Source organism: Pantoea cypripedii (genome assembly GCF_002095535.1).
GTDB lineage: Bacteria > Pseudomonadota > Gammaproteobacteria > Enterobacterales > Enterobacteriaceae > Pantoea > Pantoea cypripedii.
The window spans coordinates 623,151-642,993 of the sequence record NZ_MLJI01000001.1 but is presented as its reverse complement, the minus strand read 5'-3'; the positions used below and the strand labels follow the sequence as shown (position 1 = coordinate 642,993).

At 53.7% G+C, this 19,843-nt stretch carries 14 protein-coding genes, 1 tRNA gene and 2 pseudogenes; 7 read left to right on the top strand and 10 right to left on the bottom strand.

Translation table 11 applies throughout. The features are described from left to right. The 5 genes and pseudogenes from HA50_RS02885 to HA50_RS02875 all read right to left on the bottom strand — a co-directional run bounded on the left by HA50_RS02885 (position 1) and on the right by HA50_RS02875 (position 4,579). Positions 1 to 2,859, bottom strand: a complete 2,859-nt coding sequence (locus HA50_RS02885) for a DEAD/DEAH box helicase (RefSeq protein ID WP_084872362.1) — start codon at positions 2,857 to 2,859, stop codon at positions 1 to 3. A gap of 218 nt (positions 2,860 to 3,077) precedes the next feature. Beyond that, a pseudogene (locus HA50_RS32105) lies at positions 3,078 to 3,263 on the bottom strand (hypothetical protein); the annotation flags it as partial. Between the two features lie 106 nt (positions 3,264 to 3,369). Further along, positions 3,370 to 4,208: pseudogene (locus tag HA50_RS02880) on the bottom strand (tyrosine-type recombinase/integrase); the annotation flags it as partial. Further along, complete coding sequence (locus HA50_RS32260; RefSeq protein WP_476739504.1) at positions 4,207 to 4,320, bottom strand: Arm DNA-binding domain-containing protein; 114 nt, start codon at positions 4,318 to 4,320, stop codon at positions 4,207 to 4,209. The pseudogene HA50_RS02880 and the gene HA50_RS32260, both read right to left, overlap by 2 nt. A 174-nt stretch (positions 4,321 to 4,494) precedes the next feature. Beyond that, a tRNA-Leu gene (locus HA50_RS02875) sits at positions 4,495 to 4,579 on the bottom strand. A gap of 242 nt (positions 4,580 to 4,821) precedes the next feature. Here HA50_RS02875 and HA50_RS02870 point away from each other — a divergent pair. The 3 genes from HA50_RS02870 (at position 4,822) to HA50_RS02860 (ending at position 6,927) form a co-directional block, all read left to right on the top strand. Further along, positions 4,822 to 5,337, top strand: a complete 516-nt coding sequence (locus tag HA50_RS02870; RefSeq protein ID WP_084872360.1) for a YjjA family protein — start codon at positions 4,822 to 4,824, stop codon at positions 5,335 to 5,337. 184 nt (positions 5,338 to 5,521) lie between these two features. After that, positions 5,522 to 6,157 carry a hypothetical protein gene (locus tag HA50_RS02865; protein WP_084872357.1) on the top strand — a complete coding sequence of 212 codons (636 nt, stop codon included), beginning with the start codon at positions 5,522 to 5,524 and terminating at the stop codon, positions 6,155 to 6,157. Positions 6,158 to 6,249: 92 nt separating this feature from the next. After that, entirely contained in the window at positions 6,250 to 6,927 is a 678-nt protein-coding gene (locus HA50_RS02860; protein ID WP_084872355.1) for a MarC family NAAT transporter, read from the top strand. A 68-nt stretch (positions 6,928 to 6,995) separates the two neighbouring features. Here the strand turns inward: HA50_RS02860 and HA50_RS02855 are convergent, their stop codons facing one another. Genes HA50_RS02855 through HA50_RS02845 form a run of 3 tightly spaced genes read right to left on the bottom strand, consistent with a single transcriptional unit; the run spans position 6,996 to position 10,794 of the window. Then, entirely contained in the window at positions 6,996 to 8,252 is a 1,257-nt protein-coding gene (locus HA50_RS02855; protein ID WP_084872352.1) for a c-type cytochrome, read from the bottom strand. 4 nt (positions 8,253 to 8,256) lie between these two features. Continuing rightward, entirely contained in the window at positions 8,257 to 10,026 is a 1,770-nt protein-coding gene (locus tag HA50_RS02850) for a GMC family oxidoreductase (protein WP_084872350.1), read from the bottom strand. Between the two features lie 36 nt (positions 10,027 to 10,062). Then, the gene (locus tag HA50_RS02845; RefSeq protein ID WP_084872347.1) at positions 10,063 to 10,794 is read right to left on the bottom strand and encodes a gluconate 2-dehydrogenase subunit 3 family protein; all 732 of its coding nucleotides are present in this window, start codon (positions 10,792 to 10,794) and stop codon (positions 10,063 to 10,065) included. A 532-nt stretch (positions 10,795 to 11,326) separates the two neighbouring features. Here HA50_RS02845 and HA50_RS02840 point away from each other — a divergent pair. The 3 genes from HA50_RS02840 (at position 11,327) to HA50_RS02830 (ending at position 15,769) form a co-directional block, all read left to right on the top strand. Beyond that, entirely contained in the window at positions 11,327 to 12,898 is a 1,572-nt protein-coding gene (locus tag HA50_RS02840; RefSeq protein ID WP_084872345.1) for an ABC transporter substrate-binding protein, read from the top strand. A 71-nt stretch (positions 12,899 to 12,969) separates the two neighbouring features. Next, entirely contained in the window at positions 12,970 to 14,472 is a 1,503-nt protein-coding gene (locus HA50_RS02835) for a helicase HerA-like C-terminal domain-containing protein (RefSeq protein WP_084872342.1), read from the top strand. A 10-nt stretch (positions 14,473 to 14,482) separates the two neighbouring features. Then, positions 14,483 to 15,769 carry a DUF445 domain-containing protein gene (locus HA50_RS02830; protein ID WP_084872339.1) on the top strand — a complete coding sequence of 429 codons (1,287 nt, stop codon included), beginning with the start codon at positions 14,483 to 14,485 and terminating at the stop codon, positions 15,767 to 15,769. A gap of 100 nt (positions 15,770 to 15,869) precedes the next feature. Here the strand turns inward: HA50_RS02830 and lptG are convergent, their stop codons facing one another. Together lptG and lptF are read right to left on the bottom strand one after the other, a co-directional pair. Next, positions 15,870 to 16,946 carry an LPS export ABC transporter permease LptG gene (lptG, locus tag HA50_RS02825; RefSeq protein WP_084872337.1) on the bottom strand — a complete coding sequence of 359 codons (1,077 nt, stop codon included), beginning with the start codon at positions 16,944 to 16,946 and terminating at the stop codon, positions 15,870 to 15,872. Then, complete coding sequence (lptF, locus tag HA50_RS02820) at positions 16,946 to 18,046, bottom strand: LPS export ABC transporter permease LptF (protein ID WP_084878299.1); 1,101 nt, start codon at positions 18,044 to 18,046, stop codon at positions 16,946 to 16,948. Before lptF ends, lptG begins: the two co-directional genes overlap by 1 nt. A gap of 269 nt (positions 18,047 to 18,315) precedes the next feature. Here lptF and pepA point away from each other — a divergent pair, with 269 nt between their 5' ends. Then, the gene (gene pepA / locus HA50_RS02815) at positions 18,316 to 19,827 is read left to right on the top strand and encodes a leucyl aminopeptidase (protein ID WP_084872334.1); all 1,512 of its coding nucleotides are present in this window, start codon (positions 18,316 to 18,318) and stop codon (positions 19,825 to 19,827) included. The last annotated feature ends 16 nt before the right edge of the window (positions 19,828 to 19,843 follow it).

The window sequence follows — 19,843 nt, the reverse complement described above, 5'->3', positions numbered from 1 at the left end:
TTAGCCCTCCGCCCCGGTGATGACAGCAATAACCTGGATGTAGGGCTCTTTTTCGGTGGTCATGGTGTCCTCAATCCATTGGATATAGCTGTCAAAATTGTGTTCGATTTCGCGCTGACGTTGTTCTTTGCGGTTCTGTTTCACGGAAAGCTGCTGTTTATTATCGGCAAAATCCAGCTCCAGTTGACTCAGCTGACGCCCACGCAGAACGTCCAGCTTCTGTAGATGCTCATTGAGCTGCTGATTGATATGCTCCTCAAAAGCATTTCGATCGTGAACAAACACATCCCGCGCATGGGCGATTGCCGCTTCCAGCAGATCCTGCTGGCGTTGATGGTTACGATCTTTGCCGCCACTGTTAGTCAGCTTGCTACTCAATTGCGGATGTTGTTTCAGGAACTCAGCAAAAGGCAGGCTACCGCTTAACGCTTCGCGGTTAAAGCTCACCACCAACCATGGGTTCACCATAGGGTGCGACTTACGGTTCGGGAACAACCCGGAAAGGATGAAGTGATCTTCATCAGGCTCAAACAGGTGCGGCAGACGCATCACAGGAGCCTGGTGGCGACCAAATGCGCACTGGATTTTATCGTCTAACCACTGCACGACCGGGTTAATTTGCCAGAGATACTGCACATCGGGCCAAGCGTGTTGCTCACCGCGCGCACGCGAAATGGCCTCTGTGATAACCGTTTTGTCCTGACTTAGATAAAGCTGCCAGTTTTCCGGCACGATTTCTGGCGGTAACTGGTTAAAGCGACGGCGTAACTCCTCCGGTGCGACCAGCGATAAGGTGTTATCAGGCAAGGTATCGTATTGCACAGTCTGGCCGCTGGCCTTCAGATAGCCCAGCGCTTTTTCGCAGTATGCCTGCTCATTATCGAACAGGCTAATGTCGCTTTCGGTCACGGTCGAAGTATCGCTGGACACTGTGTTGCAGATTTCTCCAAACAGGTCGTGTCCAGTATTTCCAGTAACATTGCTATTCAACAGATCATCGAACAGGCTGGCACCATCGTCCTGCATCATGAATTCAGCAACCTGCTCTTCTTCCTCTTCCTGGGTAAATTTGCCGGTAAATTCGGAGCTGTCACCGATATTCTTCTGCGCCTGTTCGTCTTTATTGATCAGCACTTCCAGCACCCGCATATCACCGTTGATCTGCGGTTCGCTGGCTTCAGTCAGCAAGTAGCGGATCTGTGGCTGGTGTTTTTGCCCGTAGCGATCAATACGTCCGTTACGCTGCTGGAATACCATCAGCGACCACGGAATATCGAAGTGAATCATTTTATGGCTGAGGTGGTGCAGGTTGATACCTTCAGACGCCACATCAGAGCAGATGAGCAGGCGTGGCGGAGACTGGGTTTTGCCAAACGCTTCGACGGTTTCCATCAAAACTGTATCGCCCTGATCGCCTCGCAACGTGGCAATTTGATCGTCTTTCAGCTTGAGATCGGAACGCAGTTGCTGCTCAAGGAATTCGAGCGTTTTGATACTCTCGGTAAAGATCACCAGACGATCTTCCGTATTGTTCGCTTTCCAGGCGAGGTCCTTACGGATAGTCTCTAGCAACAACTGATACTTGCTGAACTGACTAGCATCAATATTATTAAGTGCCAGCAGCAGTAACTCTAATTCATTAATTTGGTTCTGACTGTTTATCTCTTTGCGATTCTCAAGCCGCTTCAGACGGTTAGCTACTACGCTGGCGCATGCCATTGGGCTGGAGAACAACGCTTTTTCGAGCGTGATTTTAAACAGGCGGCCTTTGTTTGACTGCGAGTCTTCATCATCGTCGTCACGGAACTGGTTCTCAACCAGACGACGATAGGCTTCCTCTTCGGCCCCTGTTGCCGGGTGCGTAAGTTTGACGATATTACGCTCGGGAAATTCGCCAGCCATCTGATCTTTTACGTCTTTTTTGAAGCGACGTACAACCAGATTTTTATCGGCAAAATCGGCGTATTCATACTCTTTCGGATTGGCAATGGCCGTCGGGTCGAGCATGTTCATCAGGCTGGCAAAACTTTCAGCCTTACCGTCATGCGGCGTGGCCGAGAGCATAATCAGCGTATCGCTGCGCCCGGCGAGTAATTTTGCCAGTTTGCTGCGCAAGGAGCTGGTCCCGCGTTCAGCGACGTTATGCGCTTCATCGATAACAATAATATCCCACCAAGCGTTTTCCAGGTGGTGGCGATATTCGATGTCCTGTTTCAGAGTATCAATGGAGATAATGGTCTTATCGAAATAGTGGAACGGGTTGTGGTTGGTTGGGATGCGGTTACGCACCTTTTGCAAACCAGCGGAGTCAAGCCGCGTCAACGGAATAGCAAAACGACTCCAGAACTCTTTCTGGAATTGCGTGAGCATGGATTTTACCGCCAGCACCAGAATGCGTTTGCCACGTCCACGGCGAATCAGCTCTGAAACCAGAATACCGGCTTCCAGCGTTTTACCCAGCCCTACCGCATCAGCAATTAATATCCGCTGGCGCGGCTGCGCCAGCGCCATGCGCGTGGGATCGAGCTGAAAGGGCATAGAGTCCATTGCAGCCTGATGTCCAAAATGGACTTTACTGTCAGTCGGTACGCGTTGGCGTAGCTGGCTCTCTATGTACAACTGAGCCGCCTGGTAATTGGCTGACTCATCTTCCACCAGATTTGTTTTTGCTGGATCGAGAATCTCGACTTTTTGCTCCAGCTTTGTCAGAAATAGCCCTTCTTTACCGCGTACCAGCTCCGAAATACCATCGCAAGTCAGCAGGCTGCCACCATCTCCGCTGTCATCCGCCCGGCGAATGCGCCACTCTGCATCACGAATAACCACCCGCATTCCAGGGGCATAATTTTGCTTATTCATTAGTTTTTCTGTCTGTATGAGGCAGTGGTGATAACACTATCCCGAGCGATATGTCGCTGTACACTGCGATAAAAAAGAGGGCCTTAAAGATAACATGAAGGGCGGTATCAGGGGGATATAATGGAATGTAATGCGCAGAAAACATGGTGAAACATCAAATATTAACAATTTAAATATGAGCCATTCCCCCCAACCATGGGATGGTGGGGAGTATCCGTTTAGTCTGCGATGATATAACTCTTCAATCCATTATCTGGGGCGATAACCAATACCAGACATGTTGCCAAGCTCTCAACCTGATTCGGTATTCGTCCTGAAAAATCAAAAAATATGTCACCTGTACAACGCCAGTAGCTCAGTCCCATATCGCGCAACACATAATGTTCATTGCCGCCATTGTCAGTTCACGTCCGTGGTTCACGCGGCTAGTTCTTACTGATGAAGGCCAATCGTTGTTCGTGTGTCAAAACACAACCAGCCTCCTTAGCAAGTCTGGTCGATTTGCTTTAATTAAACAGAGATGGCAAGCCCTTCACTCGCCATTCCCCGATCGATCTTCGCATAGTCAAACGGCGTAATCCCCCTCCCCCGGTTGACATCCAGAAAATCAGCTCACCATTGCAGCATCAACTTGCGTTCGTCAATAAATTCCGCCTTATGGAAACACGCTGCCCTCACCGAATTGTGTTCCATATGGCTCATCTGCCTTTCCACTGCATCCTTCGACCATAAACCTGACTCAATTAACGAACTACAGGCCATTGTGCGGAAGCCGTGGCCGCAAACCTCAACTTTAGTGTCAGCCCACTACCCGCAGCACTCCGTTAACGGTGTTTTCACTCATTGGCTTACGTGGATCATGATCGCCAATAACAATCAGCTCGTGCTCCCCACAAAACTGTTTTATCTGTTTCAGAATCGCCAACGCCTGTTTAGAAAGTGGTACCAGATGCGGTGTACGCATTTTTGTTCCCCGGTGAGAATGCTTCACGCCGAGAATAGGCTCTCGTTCAGGTGGGATCGTCCACATTGACGTTTCAAAATCGATCTCCGACCAGCGAGCAAAACTCAGCTCACTGGAGCGAATAAAGATAAGTAGAGTGAGTTCTGTTGCCCAGCGGGTGAGTGGTCTGCCAGTATAGTCATCTGTTTTCTGTAATAATTCAGGAATTCGCTTTAACTCCAGTGCTGGACGATGTTGTCTATTTCCAAAAGCAACTGCCCCTGCCATCTCCTGGGCGAGGTTATAATCAATCAATCCGCTCTGTACGACATAAAGCATGATAGCTGTGGCAGCGCTGTTGGAGGCGGGCTGCAACATCAAGACGTCCAGACATCTCTACGGTCTTAGCACTTAGATCCATTAGGATCGACAAGCAGGTGCATACCGCTGCCATCGGTCAGCTTATATTGCTTATCCGTTGGCTTGGCTGTTCTGACTTTAATATCTGTTAGAGCCATGCTAATGCCCTCCTTGTTGATACAAGCATTATCGAACCGGAAATACCAACATCGGTTGGTAGATGTACGTTGACGTCGGTTGACCTTGAGAGAGTTAGTAAAGCGAGAAAGGTTGGTAACTACTAAATTCCAGACACAAAAAAAGCCGCTCGTAAGCGACTTAATTGCATCGTATGGTGCCGAAGGCCGGACTCGAACCGGCACGTATTTCTACGGTTGATTTTGAATCAACTGCGTCTACCGATTTCGCCACTTCGGCACTGAAGAGGATGCGGAAAACGTTGGGGATTATACCGTTACAGACAAGGCACGCAACCGGAATCAATGGGAGTGTGCGCCAAGCGTTGAAAAAAGCAGCGTTTCCCTTCCTCCTCCCCCCGCGCACCCGGCTTAAAACCCAGAACAATCTCAATCTCCTCTGCATCCTGGAACTTTCTTAGGTCTCTCCTTTCTTAAGCAAAACTGACATCAGTCAGCCATTAAAGAAAAAATGAGGTTGAGATGAATACAACAACACAACGTGTGATTTGGGGATTGGGTATGGCGGCGGCGCTGGTGGCGGGTAGCGCATCGGCGGCGAGCTGGCAGGATCAACTGAGCAGCGCAGCATCACAGCTGAGCCAGCAGAATAGCACCACCACGCCAACCAGCGGTACGCAGGCTGGCGGGATGTCGCTCTCCTCCATCACCGGCCTGCTAAACGGCGGTGATAAAGCGGTGAGCGCCAACAGCATGACCAATGCCGCCGGTGTGATGCAGTATTGTGTTGAGCACAACGTGGTGAAAAACAATGTGCAGTCGGTGAAGGACCAGGTGATGAGCAAGCTCGGCCTGAACAGCACCACCGCGCAGGCACAGACCACGGATTATCAGCAGGGCGTACAGGGCTTGTTGAACGCCGGCAACGGCCAGCAGCTCAACCTGGAAACCCTGAGCAATTCCACCATGGGCGAGAAACTGAAAACCAAAGCCTGTGACGTGGTGTTGAAGCAGGGTAAAAAATATATCGGGGTGTAATTAATTCCGGGGCAGCGCGAGGCGCACAGGCAAGCTGTCCCTTGTCTGTGCGTTTATCGCGCTCTCTCCTCCCCCGGCAAAATCGCACGTCCGTGCTTCCTGTCACGTCCTTCCCTTGCGCTGTGATTTCCCCGCAACATCATTAACGTTATAGTGGCGTTTTGGATCTCATAGGACAGCGCGCATGAAAGGCATCAACATTGCGATTTACTTCGATCCCGACCTGATTCGTATTTCCGTACATCAGCAGGACGGCAGCTACCTGAGTCACAACTTCAATTACGAAGACAGCGTAATTGAAGAGATTTACCAGTGGCTGGAGCAGTTCACCCCCAATCGCACCCATATTTGCCTGATTGAGCATGACACCGCCGATATCCTTGCGGATGAACTGGTGGATAACGGCTATCACGTCCATCAGGTGAGCCAGCATGATTTACTGGACTGGTTTGCCAGCGAGCCACCCTCGACGCCAGATGGATCACCGGTGCGCGCCCTGCTACGTTATCTGGAGGAGGAAAAGCCAGAGGAGTACCAGTCACGCACGCCGCAGATTGAAGCATTAATGGATATGCTGGATGAGCTGGACGATCTCGAAGCGGTGGAAGAAGCGGAAGATGAAGACAGCCTGCCGGATGATGTCCTGCGCCTGATGAAGCAGAAAAAAATCAGCGCCAATGATGCAGCACAACGGCTGATACCGGATGTGAACGAGCGTATTCGCGAGCATCTGATCCAATATCCGGACCTGATGACGCCCGAGCTGCTGGAAGACTTTTTCCCGGAGCTGATTGAAGCGCTGGATCGTCCGAAACACTAAACACACGCCCGCACAAGATTTGCCACGTTGTCTCCGTAAACTGTGCCACGCGCTGATATGTCATCGGCGCGTCTACATCAGAAGGAATCGACATGCTGGAACTTTTCAAAGCCATTGGCCTTGGGCTGGTGGTCATTCTGCCCCTCGCTAACCCACTCACCACCGTGGCGCTGTTCCTTGGCCTCGCTGGCGATATGAATTTTCAGGAACGCAACCGCCAGGCCATGCAGGCATCCATCTACGTTTTCCTGATTATGATGGTGGCCTGGTATGCCGGTACGGCGGTACTCCATACCTTTGGTATCTCCATCCCTGGCCTGCGCATGGCCGGTGGGCTGATAGTGGCCTTTATCGGCTTTCGTATGCTGTTTCCCGCCAAACCGGTCGGCCATTCGGTGGAAGCGGAACATAAACACAACGAGATGGAATCCAGTGACAACCAACGTGAAAGCGTCAATATCGCCTTTGTGCCGCTGGCAATGCCCAGCACCGCCGGTCCGGGAACCATTGCGATGATCATCAGTTCGGCATCAACGATACGCAGCGGCGTTGATTTCCCCGGCTGGGTCGTGGCCGTAGCACCGGTGATGATCTTCTTTTTAGTTTCGGTGATTTTGTGGATATCGCTGCGCAGTTCCGGCGCGATTATGAAGCTGGTGGGGAAAGGCGGTATTGAGGCGATTTCACGCCTGATGGGCTTCCTGCTGGTGTGTATGGGCGTGCAGTTTATTATCAACGGCGTGCTGGAAGTGATACATACCTATCGGTGAATTTCCGCACCCCAATGTAATGGCGCGATAAATCGCGCCGCTACGATGAGGTGCGGTTTAGAACTTTATTATTCGTGCTTCAGTGTCTTACGCACTTCAGTCACCTGATCTTTGGTGACTGCCGGTGCGTTGTTGCTCCAGCCCTGACGGATAAAGGTTGCCAGTTGCGCCACTTCATCATCGCTCAGACGATTAGCAAAGCCAGGCATCAGCAAGGTTGAGGCCGTCTTCTCGGTCGATGGCTGCTGCGCACCGGCCAGAATGGTGTGGATCAGCCCGGTTGGATCTTTGGCATTCACGATAGTGGCCTGATCCAGTTCCGGGAACACTCCCGGCGCACCTTTACCGGTGACAAAGTGGCACGCACCACAGTTGTCGAGATACAGACGCTCGCCTTCCGAGAGATTTTTCCCTGCGGTCAGCTTCGCTTCCGTCGCCTGCTGAGCCTGCACGTTATATGCCTGCAACGGTGGGTTGCCCCCCAGGAACTTCAGGTAGGCCGCGATGGCTTTCAGGTCGGCATCGGTCATGTGCGAGCTGCTGTGCTCAATCACCGACTTCATCTCACCGCCCACTGCCGCTTTATCGTTACGGCCAGTTTGCAGGTAATCAACGATCTCCTGCTCACTCCAGCGCGGCAGACCACGCAGGGACGGTACATCCCAGTTGTTCAGGCTGCCGCCCGCCAGGAACTGCGCATCGCTGCTGTCGAGCGCTTTCTCGTTCATACCGAAGCCGCGCGGCGTATGGCAGCTGCCGCAGTGGCCGAGGCTCTCAACGATGTACGCACCACGGTTCACCTCTTCCGAAGCGCCACCAATCGGCTGGAACGGCTTATCAGAGGTGAACGCCCAGTTCCAGAAACGCATGCCCCAGCGCTGGCTGAACGGGAAGCTCAGTTTGGTTTCCGGCGGTTGCTCAGCACTCGGTTTCACGCCCTGCATAAAGTAGGCATACAACGCGTGCATATCTTCATCGCTGATTTTGGCGTAATCCGGGTACGGCATCGCCGGGTAGAGACGCGAGCCATCCGGCAGCACGCCTTTACGCACCGCGTCGGAGAACTGCTGCTCGGTATAGTTACCGATACCGTGCTCTTTATCCGGCGTGATATTGGTGGAGTAAATGGTGCCAAGATTCGACTCAATCGCCAGGCCACCGGCATAGTCCGGCTTACCCGCAACCGAGTGGCAGGCCATACAGTCGCCAAGGCGCGACAGGTATTCCCCCTTCTTGATCAGTTGAGCATCATCTGCCGCGTGCGCCTGTACTGCAAGACTTCCCAGCAGTACGGCATTAGCAATTAACAATGATTTTAATTTCATGCGCTTATGCCTGTACCAGTGGACCGGGGTTTTTCAGATACTGTTCTTTGATTGCCTGCGCCGCCATCAGGGTGATCGCACCGATGGTATCGGTCGGGTTCGCCTGGAAGTTCTGCGGGAAGGCGTTTCCGCCCGGTACAAACACGTTATGCACGTCCCAGCTTTGCAGGTACTTGTTCAGTGCGGAGGTTCTCGGGTTGTCACCCATCACCGCACCGCCCACGTTGTGGGTGGAAACGTATTTGGTCAGGTCAAAGTCAGCGCCCATTGGCAGGAAGCTCATGCTCATGCTATCCGGATTCAGTTCTTTGGCGATGTTACCCACGATGCCTTTCAGATGCTGCTGGAGCTTCAACTCGTTCTCTTTCCAGTTGAAGGTCATACGCAGCAGCGGATTGCCACGGTGGTCGGTGTAATGCGGGTCCAGATCGAGGTAGATATCACGGTACGACTGACAAGTCGTGGTGATGCTGATCTTCATCGAATGGTTGTACCACTGCTCCAGACCTTCCTTGTAGCCCATCCCCCAGCTCGGCGTACCTTTCGGCAGCGAGGTGGCGATTGGCGTACCGGTCGCCTGTGAACTGTGGATCTTGGCACCACCGAGGAAGCCGAGGCCAGGGCCATCGAAGTTACCTGGGGAGATGTCGTTAAACATCTGACCAGTCGCACCCGCGGTCGCGAATGAATTGAAGTTTTTGTCTTTGAAGAACAGGGTCGCGCCGCCGTTGGACAGGAACGCATAGTTACGTCCTACCACACCTTCTTCGGTAATCGGGTTGTACGGTTTACCGATACCAGACAACAACATCAGACGCACGTTGTAGAGCTGGAAGCTGGAGAGCACCACGATCTTCGCTGGCTGGAATACTTCGTTGCCATCGACATCGTAGTAAATCACGCCTTTCGCGGTTTTCTTGTCATCATGCAGCACCACTTTCACCACTTCGGCGTGCACTTCGTAAGAGAAGTTCGGCATACGCTTCAGCGCATCCATCACGGCGGTTTGCGGTGAGGCTTTGGAGTAGTTCAGGCACGGATATTTCGAGCAGTAACCGCAGTAGTTACATGGCGCGATGGTATTGCCATACGGGTTTTTCCACGCGCGTGACACGCAAGCAGACGGGTTCGGGAACGGATGGTAGCCCAGTTTGGTGGCGGCTTCTTTGAACATCACGTTGTTCAGCGTATCTTCCAGCGCTGGCAGCGGATAAGGCTCAGAGCGTGGGCCTTCAAACGGGTCACCGCCTTCGAGGATCTGGCCGCGCAGGTTACCGGTGTTACCGGACTGGCCGCAGATTTTCTCAAATTTGATGTAATAAGGCTCGATCTCATCCCAGGTGAACGGGAAGTCCATCACGCGCATATCTTCCTGCAAAACACCCGGCTTGTAGGCCTGATCGGCGTAGGTCTTCAGTTTGATGTCGGTTGGGGTCGGACGAATCAATACCGCCGTCCAGTGCATACCCGCACCACCTACGCCAGTACCCGGTGCAAACGCGCCCCATTTACGGGTCGGCAGCGCCGTTTGGTCCATGTTGTAACGCACGGTGACCGCCACTTCTTTTGGTGTGGCAAATACCTTGTTACGTACGTTATAGGCGTATTCATCGGCCGGTTTCGGGTAGGCGAATTCGGGGTAATCGCGCTCACCGCCGCGCTCCAGCGCGCGAACTTCCAGACCGGCCAGCGCCAGTTCAATGCTCATTAACGAGCCTGCCCAGCCGAGGCCGCAGACAACGACGTCGACTTCTTTTTTAGTAATCTGTGCCATGTTATTCCTGTCTCAAATACCTGATGCGAAACGCAATTACGCGCGCTCACCCATAATGCTGACCGGGCCAAGCGGGTACGGTACGTTGTGCTGTTTAACCCACTCGGTGAAGCTGGCGCGTGCGCCAGGGAAGCCGATGGCAATCCAGGCTTTCATGCCCTTGTTGCCGCCGTACATCGGATCAGCGAGGTAGCCATGTTTGGTATCTGCAAGCAGTTGGCTAAAGAACTGGGAGGCTTTCAGGTTCGGCTCGCCCAATGCAGCGAAGTCGATACCATCATTCTTGTTAACTTTGGTGAGAACCGCGTCTTTCTCTTCCAGCGTCAGTTCGTGGAACGCTTTCTGATAGCTGCTCTGCGTCCACTGATTCACCAGTTTGATACCGGTGTGGTACATCTGCTGCGGCGTGAACGGGATCTGGTAACCCATGGTGGCGGGCGCATGCACGTCAAACGGACCCTGCATGTAGATTTCATCGCCAAACTCCGGGCTGTGCAGCTGCTGGTCGATAAAGATCGGTACGTTCGTTTCCAGCGCGCCAGGTGCTTTGCCATTTCCCCCGGCGGGGATCAGGCGATCGGTGGCGGCAAGGATAAATTGCCACTCATCGGCGCTGAAAAAGATCGGTTTATAGTCGGCAAGTTCCGGTGCTGCCATTTCCGCAGCCTGGGCCGCAGTTAATCCCTTAAATACCAGGTCACTTAATGGCAAAGCCAAAAGCGACCCAAGCAGAAATTTACGTCTGGTGGTCGGTTTTTGTAGAAGCATGGCCTGACGACTCTCACTTGCTAAGAAAGATAATTATTTTTGTTAATGGCTTAATTAATCGGTAAACAACCTGGCAATCTTAGGCATACAGATATTTCAAAGTGTAAGAGTTAAATTAAAAATGTGTTTTGATGAGAAACCATCATGATGTTGAATTTTGGTTACGGGCTGGTAAAGGGCTTTCGAGGCGGGAATTTCCGTTTTATCCGTACAAATGTCAGGTTTTTGTACGAATCGACTGTGCAAATGACCAAAAGAATTTACGCATTGAAATAATACCGTAAATTAATCGATAAAAAGAAATCATACTTCCATACAAGAGAATTATTCTCATTAATAACATTCTATTTACTTAATAGAAACAACAACTCCATATCTATTTCTGAAAAATGACAGGCAGCGCACAAAATAAGCGAAATAATTGAACACCGAAACGAATTGTTAATTTCTGGCACAGCTCAGAACAAACCGGCATTTTGCCCTGACGACCTCAGCGATAGAGTCAGTTAATCAATCACTCAGGATAACCATAATGCGATCATTCGTTTTGTTACTGGCGTTAATGGGTAGCGCCTTTGCCTTACAGGCGGCAACGCCCAAAGACACGCTGGTTGTGGCGGTACCGCTCGACGGCATTATCAGCTTCGACCCCGCCGAAAGCTTTGAAACCATCAGCAACAGCGTCCAGCGTAATCTGTATCAGACGCTGGTTGAGGCGGATCGCGATACCCCACAGAAACTCGCGCCACTGCTGGCCACCTCCTGGCAACCGGGCAGCAATGCGCACAGCCTGGTATTCAACCTGAAACAGGGAGCGCATTTCTCCAGCGGCAATCCGGTGACCGCCCAGGATGTGGTGTTCTCACTCACCCGCGCTGTGCAACTCAACAAAGCGCCCTCGTTTATCCTCGCGGAGTTTGGCTGGACGCCGGACAATATCGCCGGACAGTTTAAGGTGCTGAACGACCACCAGCTGGAAATTCAGTGGCCAGCGGCGATTGGTCAGGACCTGGCGCTGCGCCTGCTCACCGCGCCGGTGGCATCGATTGTCGACAGCAAAACGGTGCAGCAACATGCCAGCAATAACGACCTCGGTAACGGCTGGCTACATACCCACTCCGCGGGTAGCGCTGCCTTTGTGATTCAGCAATACGTGCCGCAGCAGGCACTGGTGCTGAACGCTAACGCACAGGCCCAGCCGCAGCCCCATCTGCATCGTATCCTGCTGAAAGGCGTGGCTGATGCCGGTGCGCGTCGTCTGCTGATTCAGCAGGGGGATGTCGATGTCGCCTACCAGCTCGGCCCCGATCAGATTGCCGCCCTGAAAAGTGATAAAAATCTGCGTATCGATGCCTTCCCCTCCAGCCTGGTGTACTACCTCGGTTTCAACACGCAAAACCAGGCACAACCTGCGCTGGGCAACCCGGCCCTGTGGCAGGCGGCACGCTGGTTGGTGGATTATCACGCCATTGCCGATCAACTGCTGAAAGGCCAATACCGTATTCATCAGAGTTTCCTGCCGCAGGGTTTCGACGGCGCGCTGGAAAATCAGCCCTTCCATTACGATGTGGCGAAAGCAAAGCAGATCCTGCAACAGGGGGGGATTAAGCCGGGTAGTCGCTTCACCCTGACGGTGATCAACCAGCCGCCTTACATTGATGTGGCCCAGGCGCTACAGGCCAGCTTCGCCAAAGCGGATCTGCAAATTGAGCTGCAACCGGTGGCGGAATCGGAGCTGTGGAGCAAAATGCGTGGGCGTGATTTCCAGTCGATCTTTATCTACTGGGGGGCGGATTATGTCGATCCCAATACCAACGCCAGCGCCTTTGCTTATAACGTCCCTGGCGGATCGAAAACCCTGGCCTGGCGCGTTGGCTGGGAAATCCCGGACTTAAGCGCCAAAACCCGTGCTGCGGCCGGAGAAAGCGATGCCGCCAAACGCCGTCAGCTTTACACCGAATTGCAGCAGTCATTGCAGCAAAACTCACCGTTTGTCATCACCTTGCAAGGGGCACAGCAGGTGGCGGTGCGCAACAATATCGACCATGTGCAACAGGGGATCGGCGTCAGCCTGCTGTATTTCGATACGGTAGAAAAACACTAATCTGTTACGTAGCGGCTGGCGCACCTTTGCTATTCTTTCAGGCATAACCATTTGCCTGAAAGAGAAAAATCATGACCAGCCCGCTGCTGATTGCACAAACCCCGGAAGTGAAACTCCATCTGTTACCGCAGATGGCCAACCGCCACGGCCTGATTACCGGTGCAACCGGTACCGGTAAAACGGTCACGCTGCAAAAGCTGGCGGAGTCGTTCTCCTCGATTGGCGTACCGGTCTTTATGGCCGATGTGAAAGGCGATCTGACGGGCGTGGCCGCTGAGGGCGAAGGCTCAGAAAAGCTGCTGGCGCGTCTGGCGAAGATCGGGGTTACCGACTGGCAGGCACAACGTAATCCGGTGATGCTGTGGGATATCTTTGGCGAGAAAGGCCACCCGGTACGCGCGACGGTGTCCGATCTCGGCCCGCTGCTGCTGGCGCGTTTGCTTAACCTCAATGAGGTGCAAAGTGGCGTGCTGCAAATCATCTTTCGCATTGCCGACGATCAGGGCTTGTTGCTGCTGGATTTCAAAGACCTGCGCGCCATGACGCAATATATTGGCGACAACGCCAAATCCTTCCAGACGCAATACGGCAACATCAACAGCGCATCGGTCGGTGCCATCCAGCGCGGTCTGCTGGCGCTGGAACAGCAAGGTGCGGAACATTTCTTTGGCGAACCGATGCTGGATATCCGCGACTGGATGCGCTGCGACGACCAGGGCAACGGCTTTATCAACATTCTCTCCGCTGAAAAGCTCTATCAGATGCCCAAACTTTACGCGACCAGCCTGCTGTGGCTGCTGGCGGAGTTGTATGAACAATTGCCGGAAGCGGGCGATCTCGATAAACCGAAAATGGTGTTCTTCTTCGATGAAGCCCATCTGCTATTTAATGACGCGCCTGCGGTGCTGCTGGAAAAAGTGGAACAGGTGATTCGCCTGATCCGCTCCAAAGGCGTCGGCGTCTATTTTGTCACGCAGAACCCTGGCGATATTCCTGACAGCGTGTTGGGCCAGCTGGGGAACCGGGTACAGCATGCGTTACGCGCGTTCATCCCTAAAGATCAGAAAGCGGTGAAAACCGCCGCCGAAACCATGCGCGCCAATCCGGCGTTTAATACCGTCGACGCTATTCAGGCGCTCGGCACCGGCGAAGCGCTGATCTCTTTCCTGGATGAAAAAGGCAGCCCGTCGATAGTCGAACGTGCGATGGTGATTGCACCGGGTTCGCGTATGGGTCCGGTCAGCAGCGATGAACGTAACGGGCTGATCAACCATTCACCGCTGTATGGCAAATACGATACTGAAATCGATCGCGAGTCGGCTTTTGAAATGCTGCAAAAAGGCTTTCAGGCCGCCACTGAGCAAAGCAATGCACCAGAGGCCAAAGGGAATAGTGTATCGGTCGATGATGGCATCCTCGGCGGTCTCAAAGATATCCTGTTTGGCAGCACCGGCCCACGGGGCGGCAAACGTGATGGCGTGGTACAAACCATGGCGAAAAGCGCCACACGGCAAATTACCAATCAAATTATTCGCGGCGTGCTTGGCAGCCTGATGGGAGGTCGTCGTCGTTAGGGAGCGGTATATGGATAAACATCAACAGCTCAAACGGAGCAAGCGTCTGGCATTGTCGTTGTTACTGATTGCCGCAGCGATTTTTGTCATCACCTTGTTTCTACCGCCCAACTTCTGGGTGAGCGGCGTGAAGGCGATTGCGGAAGCGGCGATGGTGGGCGCACTGGCTGACTGGTTTGCGGTGGTCGCGCTATTCCGCCGCGTACCGGTGCCGTTTATTTCGCGCCATACCGCGATCATCCCCCGCAATAAGGACCGCATCGGCGAAAACCTTGGGCGTTTTGTGCAGGAAAAATTCCTCGATACCGATTCGCTGCTGGCGCTGATTCGGCGTCATGATCCGTCCCAAATGCTGGCGCAGTGGCTGAATGCGCCGGGTAACGCCGATCGCATTGGCCGCCATCTGTTGCAGGTGATGCGCGGCTTTCTCGATCTTACTGACGATGCCCGTATTCAGCAGTTTCTGCGCCGGGCGGTGCATCGCGCCCTCGACAAAGTGGATCTCACGCAATCCAGCGCGCTGCTGCTGGAGAGCCTGACCAAAAACAATCGTCATCAGGAACTGCTGGATGCTGCGGTACAACAACTGCTGCGCCTGCTGCATAAACCGGGCACTCGGGAATTTATCGCCACGCAAATTGTTCGCTGGCTGAAACGTGAGCATCCGATTAAAGCCAAAATGCTGCCGACTGAGTGGCTCGGTGAGCACAGCGCCGATTTGGTGGCCAACGCGGTGGATTCGATTCTGGATGAAGTGGCGCTCGATCAGGGGCACGAATTTCGCCTTGGTTTTAACCGCGCGGTGGAACGGTTGATTACAAAGCTGAAAAACGATCCGGACATGGCGGAGCGTGCCGATGTCATCAAAAGCTGGTTAAAGGAAGATGAGTCGCTGAACCGTTATATCGGTGAATTGTGGCAGGATTTGCGTGGCTGGCTGAAGGAAGATCTGAGTAGCGATAACTCACGCGTGCAGGAACGGGTCCGGCTGGCGGCGTTGTGGCTGGGGGAAACGCTGGCAGCCGATCAGGCGCTGCGTACCTCAATGAATCAGCATCTGGAAGATGCCGCGCGCAGCGTGGCACCGGAGTTTGCACAGTTTCTGACGCGCCATATCAGCGATACGGTAAAAAGCTGGGATGCCCGTGAGATGTCGCAGCAGATTGAGTTGAATATTGGCCGGGATTTGCAGTTTATCCGCATCAACGGCACGCTGGTGGGCGGTTCGATTGGGCTGGTGTTGTACCTGCTATCGCAGCTTCCAATGTTGATTGAGCATTTAAGCCGTTCCCCGTAACGGAACGTCAACCACCCGGTGCGCATGAATGCGCACCCTACGCTTGTAGGGTCGGCATTCATGCCGACCAGGCCAACAATGGTTACGGATGATGCCGCTATCAGCGCCGTTTAAACAGCAGGAACAGGCTGATTAGCAGGAACGCGCCGCTCGGCAGAATCGCGCCGAGAATCGGCGGGATACCATACACCAGGCTTAATGGGCCAAAAATCTGGTCCAGCACGTAGAACAGGAAGCCGAAGCTGATACCCGTTACCACGCGCACCCCCATCGACACACTACGTAACGGGCCGAAGATAAACGACAGCGCCATCAGCATCATCACCGCCACGGAAAGTGGCTGGAAGATTTTACTCCACATATTCAGCTGATAACGACCGGCTTCCTGCCCGCTTTGCTTGAGGTATTTGCTGTAGTTGTAGAGGCCGCGAATCGACAGCGCATCCGGATCCAGCGCCACCACACCCAGCTTATCTGGCGTCAGGTTGGTTTTCCATTCACCGCTCAGGCTCTGCGAACCGGTAATTTGCTTCGGATCTGTCAGGTCGGACTCATCGACCTGCGACAGCACCCAGAGCTTCTTCGCGTTATCCCAGGTGGCGGTCGCCGCATAGCGTACGCTCAGCAGACGACGTTGATCGTTGAAGTTGTAGATGCTGACACCATCAATCTGGTTATCGCCTTTGATGCGTTCGATATAGATGAAGCTGCGACCATCTTTCGCCCACAGACCATTTTGCGTCGAGACCAGCGCCCCACCATACAACTGCTGGGCCCGGTAGTTACGCGCCATCTGTTCGCCCTGCGGCGCAACAAACTCACCAATCGCCATGGTCAGCAACACCAGCGGAATCGCCGTTTTCATCACCGCCAGTGCCACCTGCATGCGGGTAAAACCCGATGCCTGCATCACCACCAGCTCACTACGCTGCGCCAGGGTTCCGAGACCCAGTAACGCGCCGAGCAGTGCTGCCATCGGGAAGAAAATCTCGATATCTTTCGGCACGCTGAGCAGGGTGTAGTAACCGGCATCCAGCGCGGTGTACACGCCCTGCCCGGTTTTACGCAGCTGATCAACAAACTTGATGATGCCCGACAGTGACACCAGCATGAACAGCGTCATCATGATGGTGTTAAAGATGGTTTTGCCGATATAGCGGTCAAGTACCTTAAACATCACACTGACCCTCCACGGCTAAAACGGGCGCGGATGCGGCGCATCGGCACCGTATCCCACAGGTTCAGGCCGATCGCCAGCGCCAGATACGCGAAGTTAACCACCCACATCCAAATCGCCGGATCGAACTTGCCTTTTGCCGCATTCGACCGCAGCGAGCTTTGTAGCAGGAAGAAGATCAGATACAGCAGCATAGCGGGCAGCATCGACAGCACTCGGCCCTGGCGCGGGTTCACCACGCTAAGCGGCACCACCATCAACGCCATCACCAGCACCGCAAACACCAGCGTCAGACGCCAGTTAAACTCGGCGTTAAACGAAGGATCTTTGCTGTGCCACAGCGTGAGCATATCGGCCTGGCTGGAATCATTGGGATCCAGCACCACCTCTTTGTAACCCACTACCGCCTGATAATTGACGAAGTCGGTAATGCGGAAATCCCGCAGCATCGCGGTGCCTTCAAAGCGGGTGCCTTTATCCAGCGTCACCACCTGCGAGCCATCCGGACGTTGCTGCATATGGCCGCTGTCGGCCAGCACCACGGAAGGACGCGCATTGCCCTTCGGACGCAGCTGCGCGAGGAAGACGTTGCCGAACTGATTGCCCTTCACGTCTTCAACGAACAACACCGCATTGCCGTCGCTGGAGGTCTGGAATTGACCTGCCGCCAGCGCCGCCGCACCAGGGTTGGCTTTCGCGTTCTGCGTCACCTCATCCTGATAACGCGAGGACCAGGGACCCAGCCATACCACGTTGATGGTTGCCACGATGGAAGTGAGCAGCATCAGGATCATAGCTGCTTTCACCAGCACGCTTTTACCCAGGCCGCAGGCATGCATCACCGTGATTTCACTTTCGGTGTACAGCCGCCCAAGGGTCATTAAAATCGCCAGAAACAGGCTTAGGGGCAGGATTAGTTGTGCCATTTCAGGCACGCCAAGTCCTAACAATGTCAGAACCAGGTTTGTCGGGATTTCGCCATCCACCGCGGCACCCAGAATCCTCACTAACTTCTGACAAAAGAAGATCAGTAGCAGGATGAACAGGATAGCCAGCTGGCTTTTGAGCGTTTCCCGAACCAGATATCTAATGATGATCACGCTTAGTACGCCTGTGATAACTTGTCTTTTTGCAGGAAAATCGCTAGTTTCAACGCTTATCAGCCATTTTTCTTCATCAATGGCCGTCATCGCAGCTAAAATAGTATGACAAACGCGTCCGGGTGGTGAAAAAACAACACATTGCCACCCTAACTCATTATGACCGCCGGCGTTTAAATGTCATGGCGTCGCAACAAATTTAATGCGTTACGAGCGCGCTACATTCTAACGACAGCTTCGGCCGTTGTCTTTAAGATTCAGGAGAGTGCATGGAGTTCAGTGTAAAAAGCGGTAGCCCGGAAAAACAGCGTAGCGCCTGTATTGTAGTTGGTGTTTTCGAACCGCGCCGTCTGTCACCGATTGCCGAACAGCTCGATAAGATCAGCGACGGCTACATCAGCGCCCTGCTGCGCCGCGGTGAGCTTGAGGGTAAAGTGGGCCAGACACTGCTGCTGCACCATGTGCCAAATATTCTTTCCGAGCGCATCCTGCTGATCGGCTGCGGCAAAGAACGCGAACTGGACGAGCGTCAGTACAAGCAGGTTATTCAGAAAACGATTAACACGCTGAACGATACCGGCTCGATGGAAGCGGTATGCTTTCTGACCGAGCTGCACGTTAAAGGCCGCAATACCTACTGGAAAGTGCGTCAGGCAGTCGAAACCTCCAAAGAGGCGCTGTACAACTTCGATCAGCTGAAAAGCAACAAAGTCGAACCCCGTCGCCCGCTGCGTAAGCTGGTGTTTAACGTGCCGACGCGTCGTGAGCTGACCAGCGGCGAACGCGCTATTCAGCATGGTCTGGCTGTCGCCTCTGGCGTGAAAGCCGCCAAAGACCTCAGCAATATGCCGCCAAATATTTGTAACGCCGCTTATCTGGCGTCACAGGCGCGCCAGCTGGCGGATGCCTTCAGCAAAAATGTCACCACCCGCGTGATTGGCGAACAGCAGATGAAAGAGCTGGGTATGAATGCCTATCTCGCCGTCGGTGCCGGTTCGCAGAATGAATCGCTGATGTCAGTGATTGAATACAAAGGCAGCAGCGATCCGGACGAACGTCCGATTGTGCTTGTCGGTAAAGGTCTGACTTTCGATTCCGGCGGTATCTCGATCAAACCCGCCGAAGCCATGGATGAAATGAAGTACGACATGTGCGGCGCTGCCTCGGTTTATGGCGTGATGCGCATGGTGGCGGAGCTGAATCTGCCGCTGAACGTGGTCGGCGTGCTGGCGGGTTGTGAAAACATGCCGGATGGCCGTTCCATGCGTCCGGGTGATGTGTTGACCACCATGTCAGGCCAGACGGTAGAAGTGCTGAACACCGATGCCGAAGGTCGTCTGGTGTTGTGTGATGCCCTGACTTACGTTGAGCGTTTCGAGCCGGAAGTGGTGATTGACGTCGCTACCCTGACCGGTGCCTGCGTAATTGCGCTGGGCCATCATGTCAGTGGTTTGATGTCGAACCATAATCCGCTGGCACACGAACTGATCGGGGCTTCAGAACAGTCTGGCGACCGCGCCTGGCGTTTACCGATGGCGGATGAGTACCAGGAACAGCTGGAATCCAATTTTGCCGATATGGCGAACATTGGCGGCCGCCCTGGTGGTGCCATCACTGCCGCCTGCTTCCTCGCACGCTTTGCCCGCAAATTTAACTGGGCCCACCTGGATATCGCCGGTACCGCCTGGCGTTCCGGTAAAGCCAAAGGTGCCACCGGCCGTCCGGTGCCGCTGCTGTCGCAGTTCCTGCTGAATCGTGCAGGTCTGAACGGCGACGATTGATTGGTAGCGGCGCGAT

Excerpts from the sequence above, each read along its gene's own strand:
- HA50_RS02840 (WP_084872345.1), top strand. The coding sequence starts at position 11,327 with ATGCGATCATTCGTTTTGTTACTGGCGTTAATGGGTAGCGCCTTTGCC.
- HA50_RS02830 (WP_084872339.1), top strand. The coding sequence starts at position 14,483 with ATGGATAAACATCAACAGCTCAAACGGAGCAAGCGTCTGGCATTGTCG.
- HA50_RS02845 (WP_084872347.1), bottom strand. The coding sequence starts at position 10,794 with ATGCTTCTACAAAAACCGACCACCAGACGTAAATTTCTGCTTGGGTCG.
- HA50_RS02835 (WP_084872342.1), top strand. The coding sequence starts at position 12,970 with ATGACCAGCCCGCTGCTGATTGCACAAACCCCGGAAGTGAAACTCCAT.
- HA50_RS32260 (WP_476739504.1), bottom strand. The coding sequence starts at position 4,320 with ATGGCTCTAACAGATATTAAAGTCAGAACAGCCAAGCCAACGGATAAG.
- HA50_RS02855 (WP_084872352.1), bottom strand. The coding sequence starts at position 8,252 with ATGAAATTAAAATCATTGTTAATTGCTAATGCCGTACTGCTGGGAAGT.
- pepA (WP_084872334.1), top strand. The coding sequence starts at position 18,316 with ATGGAGTTCAGTGTAAAAAGCGGTAGCCCGGAAAAACAGCGTAGCGCC.
- HA50_RS02885 (WP_084872362.1), bottom strand. The coding sequence starts at position 2,859 with ATGAATAAGCAAAATTATGCCCCTGGAATGCGGGTGGTTATTCGTGAT.
- lptG (WP_084872337.1), bottom strand. The coding sequence starts at position 16,946 with ATGTTTAAGGTACTTGACCGCTATATCGGCAAAACCATCTTTAACACC.
- HA50_RS02860 (WP_084872355.1), top strand. The coding sequence starts at position 6,250 with ATGCTGGAACTTTTCAAAGCCATTGGCCTTGGGCTGGTGGTCATTCTG.
- HA50_RS02870 (WP_084872360.1), top strand. The coding sequence starts at position 4,822 with ATGAATACAACAACACAACGTGTGATTTGGGGATTGGGTATGGCGGCG.
- HA50_RS02865 (WP_084872357.1), top strand. The coding sequence starts at position 5,522 with ATGAAAGGCATCAACATTGCGATTTACTTCGATCCCGACCTGATTCGT.
- HA50_RS02850 (WP_084872350.1), bottom strand. The coding sequence starts at position 10,026 with ATGGCACAGATTACTAAAAAAGAAGTCGACGTCGTTGTCTGCGGCCTC.